Origin of the sequence: Streptomyces sp. NPDC056373 (assembly GCF_042262425.1) — a bacterium.
In the GTDB taxonomy this organism is placed as follows: domain Bacteria; phylum Actinomycetota; class Actinomycetes; order Streptomycetales; family Streptomycetaceae; genus Streptomyces.
In genome coordinates, this window is sequence record NZ_JBHJPX010000010.1 from 131,501 (window position 1) to 144,329 (window position 12,829).

Sequence of the window (12,829 nt, forward strand, 5' to 3'; positions counted from 1 at the left end):
GGGCGCGGTGGGCTCGGGCTGCTGGGGAGCGTGGGCGGCTGCGGGTGAGCGGGGACTTGTCGCGCAGTTCCCCGCTCACCCGAGGGCGTGGTTCCTACGCGTCTTCCAGCTTCTGGCCCCTCAGCAGGAACCACGCTGCCGCCGCCGCTGCCAGCAGGACCGCCGCGCCTGCGCCGGCTGCCAGGGCCAGGCCGTCGACGAAGGACGTGCGGGCCGCGTCCAGCATCGTGACGGCGGTGTGGGCGGGCATGTGCGCCGCCGCCTCGACGGCACCGCCCAGCGACTCGTGGGCCGCGGCCGGTGTGCCCGCGGGGCCGGTGAAGTCGCGGTAGACGCCGGTCACGATGGAGCCCAGCGCGGCGATACCGAGCGCGGCACCGAGTTCGTACGCCGTCTCCGACACGGCGGACGCGGAGCCCGCGTGCTCCTTGGGCACGCTGGAGAGGATCACGTCGGCGGTCACGGTGAACGAGAAGCCGGCGCCGACGCCGACCACCAGCAGCGCGGCCCCGAGCAGCGGGTAGCCGGTCGACCGGTCGAGCAGCGTGAGCACGGCCAGAGCCAGGCCTATCGCCGCCAGGCCGCCGGAGACCACGGCCCGCACCGAGAAGCGCCGGGCCACGCGCCCCGCGACCAGTCCGGCCACCACCGCGCCGATCGCCGCGGGCAGCTCGGCGAGCCCGGCCTCGAACGGCCGTCGGCCCTGGACGAGTTGCAGGTACTGGGACAGGAAGAACACCAGCCCGGACAGGCCGAGGATGGTCAGCAGATCGGCGAGCACCGCTCCGCTGAAGCCGCGGTGACGGAACAACCGCATGTCCAGCAGCGGCGTCGGCAGCCTGAGCTGACGGCGTACGAATCCGTACAGGGCGGCCGCGCCCAGCAGGCCGGCCGCAAGGGTGCTCCATCCGAAGCCGTGGGTGGCGGCCTCCTTGATCGCGTACACGACACCGATCATGCCGACCAGTGACAGTACGACGCTGACCAGGTCCCAGGGGCCGGGGTTCGCGGTGCGCGACTCTGGCAGCAGCTTGATGCCGACGAGGACCAGGACGGCCATCACGGGCAGGTTGATCAGGAAGACCGAGCCCCACCAGAAGTGCTCCAGCAGGAACCCGCCGACGATCGGCCCGACGGCCGTACCGGCCGAGGCGGTGGCGCCCCAGATGCCGACGGCGAGGCTGCGCTCGCGCGGGTCGTGGAACAGGTTGCGGATCAGGGCGAGCGTGGCCGGCATCAGGGTCGCTCCGGCGACGCCGAGCAGAGCCCGCGCGACGATCATCATCTCCGGTGTCGTGGCGTAGGCGTTGACCACGGACATCGCGCCGAACGCCGTCGCACCGATCAGCAGGATCCGCTTGCGGCCGATCCGGTCGCCGAGGCTGCCCATGGAGACGAGCAGACCGGCGATGACGAACGAGTAGACGTCGCCGATCCACAGCAACTGGGTGCCGGAGGGCTTCAGGTCCTCGCTGATGTAGGGGGTCGCGAGACCGAGGACGGTCGCGTCGACGGCCACCAGCAGCACGGCGAGCACGAGGACGGCGAGCGCGAGCCAGCGGCCCGGGCGCTCCACCGCCTCGGTGGTCTTCGCCGGCTGCAGAGTGCTGGTCATGATTCCTCTCTCCTGAGTGCGCCGCCGAGCAACAGCTCGACGATCATGTGCTGGAAGTCCTTGGGAGCGCCCTTGCCGCTGTGCACCATCCAGGCGCCGGAGGCCATCAGGCCGTACAGGGCCTCGGTGAGCCAAACGGGCGTGAGGTCGATGCGGAACTCACCGCCGAGCTGGCCGCGCCGGAACAGCGCGGAGATCCGGTCGTCGATCGTGGCCCAGCCGGCGTTCTGCTCCTCGCCCTCGAACAGCTGGTTCTCGGTGTACAGGAACGCGAGCAGTCCGGCGGCGGGCTCGATGGCCCCGACCAGTCGGCGTACGGCGTCACTCGCCGGCCCCTCGTCGAGCCGGGCCTCGTCCAGAGCGGCTTCGCACTCCGCGATGCCGAGCGCCTCCAGGGCCCGGACGAGGGCGTCACGTCCGGCGAAGTGCCGGTGCAGCGTGGCCCGGCTGATTCCGGCGGCCTTGGCGACCTCGTCCATGGTCGCGGTGGATTTGCGGGTCAGCAGGGCCGCGGCGGCGCGCAGCATGTGCTCAGGATCGACAGCCATGAGACAAGCATAGGCCACATGAGACATTGATGTCTCACTCGGGGCATGCGTGACTCAGAGCTGCCGTGTCGGTGCGGCTGCGGGGGTGATCAGTGCCAGGGCAGCTGTGCGCGCCCCTCCCAGTACGCACGGGGCTCCTCCACCAGCGCGGCGAGGCGGGTGAGCTGCTCGTCGTCGAGGTCGACGACCGCCGCGTGCAGGTTCGAGGCGAGCTGGTTGGTGGTGGCCGCGCCGGACAGGACGACACCGGCCCAGGGCTGCCGCAGGATGACGGCCAGGGCGACGGCGTCGCAGCCCAGCCCGGTTCGCTCGGCGATCTCCCGCACGGCGTCCGGGGCGTGCGGCCCGGCGAGCCGGCCGTTGGCCATGCCCTCCTTGACGATCACGGTGAGCCCGGCGTCGTGCGCCTCGGCGAGGGCGGGACCGGCAGAGGTCTCCAGCGCGTTGTACGTGGACTGCACGGTACGGAAGAGGGGTTCGCCGTCGACCGTCACGGCGAGGGCGGCGCGGATGGCGTCCGCCTGGGCGGGGCCGCTGGTGGAGAAGCCGACGGTGAGGCCCTGAGCGGCGGCCTCTCCGAGCTTCGCGTGCAGTTCCTTGTCGGTCAGGGCCGGGCTGTCCGGAGTCACCGAGTGGATCTGGTAGAGGTCGAGCCGGTCGCCGAGCAGGGCGTCGCTCTCCGCGCGCTGCCGTTCGTAGGTGGCGAGGGTGTGGTCCTTGACCTCGTGCTTCTCGGCGTCGGTGGACCAGTCCGCGGTGTAGGTGTAGCCCCACTTGCTGCCTACGACGATGTCGTCGAGGCCGGGCCTGTCCTTCAGCCAGCCGGCGAGGAACTCCTCGGAGCGGCCGTAGGAGCGGGCCGCGTCGAAGTACCGGACGCCCTGGGCGTAGGCGGCGTCGAGGAGTTCGTGGGTGCGGGTGCGCAGCGTTTCCACGCTGCGGTCCTCTCCGAGGTCTTCGTCCCGGCCGAGGTTGATGTAGCCGGGGCGCCCTACGGCGGCGAGGCCCAGTCCGATGTGGCAGGTGGGGGTGGTGGCGTTCGCGAGACGGGCGAAGGGCATCGCTGGCTCCGTTCGGTCGGCGGCTGACGACCAACGTAACCCGCGATGACCTTCGCCTCTGAGCTCGACCGTTGCGGTGTTTCGGCGAGTGCGGGCCGCGGGCGCTTGTTCGCGCCCACGCGGCGAAGCCGCAATCGATACAGCCCCGCGCCCCTGAGGGCGATGCCTCAGGCCTGCTTCTTGGCCACCGCCCACTCGTGCTGGGCCGCCACGTCGGCCTTCACCTCTGCCAGCTGGACGGCGACGGCGCTCGGGGCCGTGCCGCCCCTGCCGTTGCGGGAGGCGAGGGCGCCGGGGACGTTCAGGACCGTCCGCACCTCGGGAGTGAGGTGTGCGGAGATCTTGGCGAACTGCTCGTCCGTCAGGGCGTCCAGTTCCTTGCCCTCGGACTCGGCGACCTTCACGCACTCGCCCGCCACCTCGTGGGCCACGCGGAACGGCACGCCCTGCTTCACCAGCCACTCGGCGATGTCCGTGGCGAGGGAGAAGCCTGCCGGAGCCAGTTCCTCCATGCGCTCGCGGTGGACGGTGAGGGTGGCCATCATGCCGGTGAAGGCCGGGAGCAGGACCTCCAGCTGGTCGATGGAGTCGAAGACCGGCTCCTTGTCCTCCTGGAGGTCGCGGTTGTACGCGAGCGGGAGGGCCTTGAGCGTGGCCATCAGGCCCGTCAGGTTGCCGATGAGGCGGCCCGACTTGCCACGGGCCAGCTCCGCGATGTCGGGGTTCTTCTTCTGCGGCATGATCGACGAGCCCGTCGAGAACGCGTCGTGCAGGGTCACGAAGGAGAACTCCTTCGTGTTCCAGATGATGACCTCCTCGGCGATCCGGGAGAGGTTCACGCCGATCATCGCCGTGATGAAGGCGAACTCGGCGACGAAGTCCCGGGAGGCCGTGCCGTCGATGGAGTTGCCGGCCGAGCCGTGTTCGAAGCCGAGGTCCTTGGCCACCGCCTCCGGGTCCAGCCCGAGGGAGGAGCCGGCCAGGGCGCCCGAGCCGTAGGGCGAGACGGCCGTGCGGGCGTCCCACTGGCGCAGCCGCTCCGCGTCCCGGGAGAGGGACTGGACGTGGGCCAGGACGTGGTGGGCGAACAGGACGGGCTGGGCGTGCTGGAGGTGCGTGCGGCCGGGCATCGCCACGTCGGGGTGGGCCTCGGCCAGGCCGATCAACGCATCCTGGAGCTCGGCGATCAGGCCGCCGACGATCCGGGCGTGGTCGCGCAGGTACATGCGGAAGAGCGTCGCGACCTGGTCGTTGCGGGAGCGGCCCGCGCGCAGCTTGCCGCCGAGGTCGGCGCCGAGGCGCTCCAGGAGGCCGCGCTCCAGGGCGGTGTGGACGTCCTCGTCGGCGATCGTGCCCACGAAGGAGCCGTCGGCGACGTCCGCCTCGAGCTGGTCGAGACCGGCGATCATGCGGGTCAGCTCGTCCTCCGTGAGCAGGCCCGCATTGTGCAGCACGCGCGCGTGGGCACGCGAACCGGCGATGTCGTACGGCGCGAGCCGCCAGTCGAAGTGGACGGACGCGGACAGCTTCGCCAGGGCCTCGGCGGGACCGTCGGCGAAACGTCCGCCCCAGAGCCGGACGTCACCGCTGTTGCTGCTCACCTGCGCGCTCCTCAAGGGGTGTGGATGTGCCTCACCGTCATGCATGAGTATGCAGACCGCTGCATGATTCGTCAATTCGACGGGGCGGACGGGTGGTTTCCGGCCACGTGAAAGGAATTTGAAGATCCCTTGAACGCGGGAAACCGCTTACCCGTACCTCTCGCCGAACGCAGGCGCCGCGTTACGACACCGACGACACACCGACCCCCTAGTGAGGCATCCGCATGTCCAGGGCTCTTCCGAAGTACAACAAGCGTCGCGTCACGTTCATCGGCGGCGCCGCCGCGGTGGCTCTGTCCGGCACGGTCATCGCCGGCTTCGCCCTCGCCGGGGAGACGCCCGACAGCGGCGCCAAGAACGCCCGGACGCTGGCGGGCCCCGGCACGATCACGTGCCCGGACGTCCGCTCCAAGCTCCCGGCGGTCCCCGCCTCCGCCAAGGCCGAGGTCGACCGCAACCTCACCCTGCTCAACACGCAGATCCAGGAAGCCAACAAGCGCCTGGTCGACACCGTGGGCCAGGGCGGCCCCAACTTCGTCCAGAACGCCATCCTCGGCCCCCTCAAGGACAAGCGCGTCTCGACCGTCAACCGCATCGCCACCGCCATCGGCCGCACCGCCGCCAAGCCCCAGGGCCTGGACGCCCTCGCCGGCTGCACCCTGAACGGCGCGGGCACCAACGCGGGCGGCGGCGCGGCCGGCAAGCCGCAGGCGGGCGGCAACGCGGGCAATGCCGGGAACGCAGGCAATGCAGGTAACGCGGGCAACGCAGGTAACGCCGGCAATGCGGGTAACGCAGGCAATGCCGGAAACGCGGGCAACGCCGCCGCCGGCACGATCACGTGCCCGGACGTCCGCTCCAAGCTCCCGGCGGTCCCCGCCTCCGCCAAGGCCGAGGTCGACCGCAACCTCACCCTGCTCAACACGCAGATCCAGGAAGCCAACAAGCGCCTGGTCGACACCGTGGGCCAGGGCGGCCCCAACTTCGTCCAGAACGCCATCCTCGGCCCCCTCAAGGACAAGCGCGTCTCGACCGTCAACCGCATCGCCACCGCCATCGGCCGCACCGCCGCCAAGCCCCAGGGCCTGGACGCCCTGGCCGCCTGCACGCTCAACAAGTGAGGTGACAGGCGCTGCGGCCGCCCCGTGGGAGCGCCCGCCGGGGCGGCCGCGGCACGTCCGCACGCGGGGTCCGGCAGAGGTGACCGGACCCCGCAATTAATCGGACCGCCGAAAGGTCTGTGGCCATAATCGTTCGACATGGGAAAGACTTATGAGCGCATAGACGGCCGGCTCCGCACCTTCATCGAGGCACAGCCGGTCTTCTTCACCGCCACCGCACCCCTGGCCGCCGACGGCACGGTCAACCTCTCCCCCAAGGGCCTCACGGGCTCCTTCGCGGTGCTCGACGAGCTGACGGTGGCCTACCTCGACTTCGCCGGTTCCAACGCCGAGACCATCGCCCACCTGCGGGAGAACGGGCGGATCACCCTGATGTGGTGCGCTTTCCAGGGCCCGCCGAACATCGTCCGCGTGCACGGCAGGGGCGAGCCGGTCTTCCGTGACGATCCCCGCTTCCGGGAACTGCTCGCGCGCTTCCCCGACATCGACCCGGCGCGGCACGGCCTGCGCGCGATCATCGTCGTCACCGCCGAGCTCGTCCGCGACACCTGCGGTTACGGGGTCCCCTTCATGGCGTACGAGGAGGACCGGGACCTGCACGGCAAGCGGTTCGCCCGGGAGGACGACGCCTCGCTCAGCGCGTACTTCGGCAAGAAGGAGCACATCGCCACCAGCCTGGACGGACTACCCGGGCTGCCGTTGCCGCTGCCGCCCTCTACCGTCTGAGACATGCGCCCCGGTGCCGTCGCCCTCGCCGTCTCCTCCCTGGTCGTGCTCGGCGCCGGTCCGGCCGCCCCCTCGCCGCCGCTGCCGGCCCGGATGGCGCACACCGGCGGTGGCACCCAGCTGATCACCGCGGTGGCCCCGAAGCGGGCCTCGACGACGGGCACGGTCACCTGGTGGGACCGCGAGGACGGGCGCTGGGTGAAGAGGGGCTCCGCACCCGCCCGTTTCGGGGCGAACGGACTCGTCGCGGGCGCCACCCGCAAGCAGGGCACGAACACCACACCCACCGGCCTCTACGGCCTGCCGTACGCCTTCGGGATCAAGGCGGCGCCGAGCGGGACGGCGTACCCCTACCGCAGGGTGCACCAGGACTCCTGGTGGTGCCAGGACAACGACTCCCGGTCCTACAACCGCTGGAGCGAGCCGCGTGCGGCCGACTGCCGGGCCGCCGAGGCCGAGCACCTGATCACCTACTCCGCGCAGTACGCGCACGCGCTCGTCATCGGCTTCAACTACGAGCGGCCCGTGCGGGGGCGCGGTGCGGGCATCTTCCTCCATGTCAACGGGCGGGGGGCGACGGCCGGGTGCGTCTCCGTGCCCGAGGACGCGATGCGCCAGATCCTCGGGTGGGCCGACCCCGCGCGGCGGCCGCACATCGCCGTGGGCACGCGCAGCGGGAGCACGGCCGTCACCCGACTGTGAACGGGGCGGGGCCGGGTGAGCGTGACCAGCGCTCACTCCCTTCCGCACGCGACTCGGTGCACGACTGAACACTCCCGTGTCGCGGTCCGTATCTGTGGGCCAAGGGTCAAGTCCCCACGGAGGAACCGTGACCACCACGCTCGCAGGCGGACGTGCCGCCCGCCGCCAGACGATGCGCCGCATCCGCCCGCGCCGCTCCCCGGCCGTCCCGCTGCTGATCGCCCTGTGGGCCGGTGCGGCGGCCGTGCTGTGGCTGTGGTGGGACAACACACCGTCCCTCGCCGACGACACGAGCAAGATCCTGGCCGCGGGCCGGATCACCGGTCTGCTCGCCGGCTACCTCATGGCGCTGGTGGTGCTCCAGATGGCCCGGGTGCCCGCGCTGGAGCGCCGGGTGGGCACCGACCGGGTGGCGCGCTGGCACGCGATGACCGGCCGCTACACGCTCTGTCTGGTACTGGCCCACGTCTTCCTCACCATGTGGGGCTACGCGCTCCAGGCGGGCAAGGGGCTCGGCGACATCGTCCAGCAGACGACCGACTCCATCAACCAGCTGCCGGACATGGGCAAGGCCGCCATCGGCACGGGCCTGCTGTTCCTCATCGGGATCCTGTCGATCGGCGGGGTGCGGCGCCTGATCGGCTACGACACCTGGTACCACGTGCATCTGCTCACGTACGCGTCGGTGTACATGACGTTCTGGCACCAGATCACGACCGGCAACGAGTTCGCCGTCGAGCCCGCCGCGAAGACCTTCTGGTACGGGCTGTACGGCGTGGTGACCGCGCTGGTCGTCTGGTACCGGATCCTCACCCCGATCCGGCTGAACCTGCGGCACCGCATGCGGGTCGCGGCGGTCATCGAGGAGACCCCGGGGATCGTGTCCGTGCTGATCAGCGGGCGCAAGCTGCACCGGATGGGCGCGGAGCCCGGGCACTTCTTCCGCTGGCGGTTCAAGGCGCCGGGCATGCGCTTCAGCTCGCATCCGTACTCGCTGTCGGCGGCCCCCCGCCCGGACATGCTGCGCATCACGGTCAAGGCGATCGGCGACCACACCTCCCGGCTGCGGGATCTCGAGCCCGGCACCAAGGTGTGGGCCGAGGGCCCCTACGGCGCGATGACCGCGCAGCGCCGCAGCCGCGGCAAGGTCCTGCTGGTCGCGGGCGGTGTCGGCATCACGCCGATGCGGGCGCTGTTCGAGACGCTGCCGGGCGCGTCCGGCGACATCACCCTCCTCTACCGGGCCAACACCACCCAGGACCTGGCGCTGTGGGGCGAGCTCGCCAAGATCGCCGACGAGCGCGGTGCCCGGCTGATGTACGCGGTCAACAGCCCGGAGGGGGAACGCCCGGACATCTCCGCGGAGTCCCTCCAGCGGAAGATCCCGGACATCGACGACCACGACGTCTTCATGTGCGGGCCGCCCGGTTTCGCGCAGTCGGTCTACGAGGCACTGCGCGGAGCGGGAGTACCCGCCCGCCGCATCCACCACGAGTCGTTCGAGATGTGAGCGACGGGACACCAACGGCCCTTCAGGAGTTTGGGAAACGATGAGGAAGTCTCACCCCGTCCGGCGTGCCGTGCTCGCCGGCGCAGCCACCGTCTCCGGAATCGTGCTGCTGCTGTCCCTGAAGCCGGCCTCCGACCCGGGGTCCGCCCAGGCGGCGGGGCAGGCGCCCCCCGCGGCGGCCGGGCAGGCACCGCAGGGCGGCGTGAACGGCGCGGTCACCGGTGACGCGGCGCAGACGCAGTACGGCGCGGTGCAGGTCCGCCTGACCATGAGCAACGGCAAGATCACCCAGGCCGACGCGGTCCAGGCCCCCAAGGGCGGCCGCAGCGACCAGATCACGGCGAGCTCGGTGCCGCGGCTGAACCAAGCCGTGGTGGCGGCGCAGAGCGCGGAGATCGACGCGGTCTCCGGGGCGACGTACACCAGCGCCGGGTACAAGAAGTCGCTCCAGTCCGCCCTGGACAAGGCGAAGGCGTCCGCCGGAGCGCAGCAGGGCTCGGGCGGCGCGCAGACGCTGACCGGCGATGTCGCGCAGACGCAGTACGGGCCGGTCCAGGTGCGCGTGACCGTCGCGGGCGGGAAGATCACCAAGGCGGAGGCGGTCCAGGCCCCCAAGGGCGGCCGCAGCGACCAGATCACCTCCTCCTCCGTCCCCCGCCTCAACCAGGCGGCCGTAGCGGCCGGAAACGCGGACATCGACGCGGTGTCGGGTGCCACGTACACGAGCGCCGGCTACAAGAAGTCGCTCCAGTCGGCGCTCGACAAGGCGCCGGCCCAGGGCGGCTCCTCGCAGGCCGCGGGCTCGGGGGGCGGCCAGGCGGCGGGTTCCGGGGGCGGACAGGCGGCTGCGCAGACCCTGACCGGCAGCGTGGCGCAGACGCAGTACGGGCCGGTGCAGGTGCGGGTGACCGTCGCCGGTGGCAAGATCACCAAGGCCGAGGCGGTCCAGGCCCCCAAGGGCGGCCGCAGCGACCAGATCACCTCCTCCTCCGTCCCCCGCCTCAACCAGGCGGCCGTGGCGGCCGGAAACGCGCAGATCGACGCCGTGTCCGGGGCGACGTACACCAGCGCCGGCTACAAGCAGTCCCTCCAGTCCGCGCTGGACCAGGCCGGTGGCTGACACGGTGGCCGACTCCGCACAGGCTCCCGCCGCGGTACGTCATGCCGAGGAGACGATGGGGACCGTCTTCTCCTTCGACGTCCGCGGCGGGGAACCGGCCGCCGTGCGCGCGGCCCTGGACGAGGCCGTCGCCGGGCTGCACCGGGTGGACGAGGTGTTCAGCACATACCGCGCGGACAGCCAGATCTCACGGTTGCAGCGCGGCGAGGTGACCGTCGCGGAGTGCGATCCCGAGGTCGCCGAGGTGCTGGAACTGGCCGCCGAGGCGGAGCATCTGAGCGAGGGCTGGTTCAGCACGTCGTACCAGGGCCGCCTCGACCCGACCGGCATCGTGAAGGGCTGGGCGGTCGAGCGGGCGGCTCGGCTGCTGGCGGACGTGCCCGGGGTGTGCGGGGTGAACCTGAACGGCGGCGGCGATGTGCAGCTGCTCGGGACACCGGGTGGGCAGCGGCCGTGGCGCGTGGGGGTGGCCGACCCGTTGCGTCCTGGAGGTCTCGCGGCGGTCGTCTCGGCGGCCGGGGTGGAGGAACTGTCCGTGGCCACGTCCGGGACGGCGGAGCGGGGGGATCACATCGTCGACCCCCGTACGGGGCGTTCCGCCGTGACCGACCTGGTGGCGGTGACAGTGGTGGGCCCCCGTCTGACGTGGGTCGACTGCTGGGCGACGGCCGCGTTCGCGATGGGCTCCCGGGAGGGGCTGGCCTGGCTGGAGTCCCTGCCGGGTGTCGAGGCGCTGCTGATCACGGCCGGCGACGAGGTGCGGTGTACGGGGGGCTTGGCTGCGAGGCTGGGGTGAGGTGCGGCCGGGGCCGGGTGGGTCCGCAGCCCGGCGGCGCGGGGACCTTGCCGGACCCGTGGGGGCGTCACCCGGAGGACGGAGCGGGGCGGCCGGACCGACGTCCTCCGCGATGACGGCGCCGCGCATCACCTCTGTGCTACGACCCCGCCCGGTGCGTGATCACAGTCCTCAACTCCGCTGAAGCATGTGGCTGCCTCGCGGGGTACGGGCGGTCGCCCGTACCCCGCAGCGGTTCGTCCGAGGCCGTGCCGAGGCCTCAGGGCATCATCTCGTACGCCCCCGACAGCGCCTCGACGCGCTGCCAGACGCGCTCCGAACGCGCCTCGTCCACCGCCGGGCGCCGGACGGCGCCGAGGGCCCAGAGCTGCTGCTCCTCGGTTGCGGAGTCCTTGCCGTGCAACTCGACGGCGTGTGCGGAGAAGTCACGCACGAGAACGGCGAACAGTTCGTCGAGGACGTCCTCCTCGACGCCGGCCGGCGCAGCCTGCTCCAGGACCAGCTGCCCGTGGACGACCAGTGCGAAGAGCTGTCCGACGGCGAGCAGGAGGTCGAGGTCCCGGCTCTGCTCCTCGTCGGGAGCGGCCGTGCGTACGAACTCGCACAACGCGTCGGCCTGTTCCCAGAACCGGGCTACGTTGGGCAGGTGGGCGTAGGTGTCGAAGGCCGGCCGCCAGTCGTGGAAGCGCACCGAGCCGAGGCCGCGGGCAGGGCCCTGCCGGAAGAGGAAGTCGTCGTCGGCCGCGTCGAGACGGGCCGGGACGGGCTCGTACTCGACCGGGTCGAGGAGGTGGTTGCGCATGAACTTGAGGATCAGCGCCAGGTTGACGTGGACGGTGCCCTCCAGCTTCGGCAGGCCGCGGATCTCGACGGCGGCCTGGGCAAAGTAGTTGTCCTTCTCGAAGCCCTTGGCGGCGATGACGTCCCACATCAGGTCGATGACCTTCTCGCCCTCGGTGGTCACCTTCATCTTCGTCATCGGGTTGAAGAGGAGGTAGCGGCGGTCGTCGGGGCCCGCGGTGCGGAAGTAGTCGACGGCGCGGTCGCTGAACAGCTTCATGCCGACGAGCCGGACATACGCGTCGGCGAGCTCGCGCCGCACGTGCGGGAAGGCGGTGACGGGGCGGCCGTAGAGGATGCGGTTCCGCGCGTGGGTGACGGCCTCGTACATCGCGTGTTCGCAGATGCCGATCGAGGCGGTGCACAGGTTGAACTTGCCCACGTTGACGGTGTTCAGGGCGGCGTCGAAGGCTGCTCGGCCGGTGTGCAGGACGTCTTCGGCAGCTACGGGGTAGTCCTCGAGGCGGAACTCGCTGACGTACTTCGACGAGTCGACGACGTTCTTGACCAGGTCGTACGCCGGGTGACGGCTGTCGGCGGCGAAGAAGACGTAGCCGTCGGGGCCCTCGATGTCGGTGCGGCGGCCGAAGACGGAGACGAGCCCGGCGGCGTTGCCGTTGCCGATGTAGTACTTGGAGCCGGTCGCCCGGAAGCCGCCTTCGCCGTCAGGCTCCAGGAGCATGTCGGTGGAGTAGATGTCGGCTCCGTGCGCCTTCTCGGACAGGCCGAAGGCGAACACCTCGCCCTGGGAGAGCAGTTCGGCGGCGCGGGCACGGGCGGCGGGGTTGTCGCTCTGCCAGACGGGGCCGAGTCCGAGGATGGTGACCTGCCAGGCGTACCAGTAGTCGAGGCCGTAGAAGCCGAGTATCTCGTTGAGGGCGGCGATGCGAGCGGTGTCCCAGCGCTTGTCGCCCTCGCCCTCCGCGGCGGCGGACGCGGGGGTGAGGAAGGTCGCAAAGAGCCCCTCCTTGGCGGCGAAGGCGAGGAAATCGCCGAGCCAGGCGCGGGTCCGGTAGTCCTCGATCAGCCGGCGCTTGCCGCGCTCTTCGAACCAGTCGACGGTGGCGCGCAGCAGCCTGCGGGTCTCCGGGTCGAAGTGCGCGGGGTCGTAGGTGCGCGGGTTGAAGAGCAGCGCGTCGGTCACGGGTGCCGCCTTTCGGCTGGGATGGATGAGGGTCGGTCCGGGCAC

Annotated in this window: 11 protein-coding genes; 6 read left to right on the forward strand and 5 right to left on the reverse strand. The window is 71.3% G+C overall.

What is annotated here, in order from left to right; all coding sequences use genetic code 11:
• Nucleotides 1-94 precede the first annotated feature (94 nt).
• The 4 genes from ACFCXS_RS22360 to argH all read right to left on the reverse strand — a co-directional run bounded on the left by ACFCXS_RS22360 (nucleotide 95) and on the right by argH (nucleotide 4,825).
• A complete protein-coding gene (locus tag ACFCXS_RS22360; RefSeq protein WP_376645096.1) occupies nucleotides 95-1,615 on the reverse strand; it encodes an MFS transporter in 1,521 nt (506 codons plus the stop codon).
• Nucleotides 1,612-2,163 carry a TetR/AcrR family transcriptional regulator gene (locus ACFCXS_RS22365; RefSeq protein WP_376645097.1) on the reverse strand — a complete coding sequence of 184 codons (552 nt, stop codon included), beginning with the start codon at nucleotides 2,161-2,163 and terminating at the stop codon, nucleotides 1,612-1,614. Before ACFCXS_RS22365 ends, ACFCXS_RS22360 begins: the two co-directional genes overlap by 4 nt.
• A gap of 89 nt (nucleotides 2,164-2,252) precedes the next feature.
• On the reverse strand, nucleotides 2,253-3,224 hold the full coding sequence (locus ACFCXS_RS22370) for an aldo/keto reductase (protein WP_376645098.1): 972 nt from the start codon (nucleotides 3,222-3,224) through the stop codon (nucleotides 2,253-2,255).
• 167 nt (nucleotides 3,225-3,391) lie between these two features.
• Nucleotides 3,392-4,825 (reverse strand): argininosuccinate lyase, encoded by a 1,434-nt coding sequence (gene argH, locus ACFCXS_RS22375; protein ID WP_376645099.1) that lies wholly within the window; start codon nucleotides 4,823-4,825, stop codon nucleotides 3,392-3,394.
• A gap of 224 nt (nucleotides 4,826-5,049) precedes the next feature.
• Between argH and ACFCXS_RS22380 the strand changes: the two genes are divergently transcribed.
• The 6 genes from ACFCXS_RS22380 to ACFCXS_RS22405 all read left to right on the forward strand — a co-directional run bounded on the left by ACFCXS_RS22380 (nucleotide 5,050) and on the right by ACFCXS_RS22405 (nucleotide 10,800).
• Entirely contained in the window at nucleotides 5,050-5,946 is an 897-nt protein-coding gene (locus tag ACFCXS_RS22380; protein WP_376645100.1) for a hypothetical protein, read from the forward strand.
• A 138-nt stretch (nucleotides 5,947-6,084) separates the two neighbouring features.
• On the forward strand, nucleotides 6,085-6,672 hold the full coding sequence (locus ACFCXS_RS22385; RefSeq protein ID WP_376645101.1) for a pyridoxamine 5'-phosphate oxidase family protein: 588 nt from the start codon (nucleotides 6,085-6,087) through the stop codon (nucleotides 6,670-6,672).
• Nucleotides 6,673-6,675: 3 nt separating this feature from the next.
• Nucleotides 6,676-7,374, forward strand: a complete 699-nt coding sequence (locus ACFCXS_RS22390; protein ID WP_376645102.1) for a L,D-transpeptidase — start codon at nucleotides 6,676-6,678, stop codon at nucleotides 7,372-7,374.
• A gap of 127 nt (nucleotides 7,375-7,501) precedes the next feature.
• The gene (locus tag ACFCXS_RS22395) at nucleotides 7,502-8,884 is read left to right on the forward strand and encodes a ferric reductase-like transmembrane domain-containing protein (RefSeq protein ID WP_376645103.1); all 1,383 of its coding nucleotides are present in this window, start codon (nucleotides 7,502-7,504) and stop codon (nucleotides 8,882-8,884) included.
• A gap of 40 nt (nucleotides 8,885-8,924) precedes the next feature.
• Nucleotides 8,925-10,004, forward strand: coding sequence for an FMN-binding protein (locus tag ACFCXS_RS22400; protein ID WP_376645104.1), 1,080 nt, complete (start codon nucleotides 8,925-8,927; stop codon nucleotides 10,002-10,004).
• Nucleotides 9,997-10,800, forward strand: coding sequence for an FAD:protein FMN transferase (locus ACFCXS_RS22405; RefSeq protein WP_376645105.1), 804 nt, complete (start codon nucleotides 9,997-9,999; stop codon nucleotides 10,798-10,800). The genes ACFCXS_RS22400 and ACFCXS_RS22405 overlap by 8 nt, the downstream gene beginning before the upstream one ends.
• 259 nt (nucleotides 10,801-11,059) lie before the next feature.
• Here ACFCXS_RS22405 and ACFCXS_RS22410 read toward each other — a convergent pair whose 3' ends face one another.
• Complete coding sequence (locus ACFCXS_RS22410) at nucleotides 11,060-12,784, reverse strand: acyl-CoA dehydrogenase family protein (protein ID WP_376645106.1); 1,725 nt, start codon at nucleotides 12,782-12,784, stop codon at nucleotides 11,060-11,062.
• Between the last annotated feature and the right edge of the window lie 45 nt (nucleotides 12,785-12,829).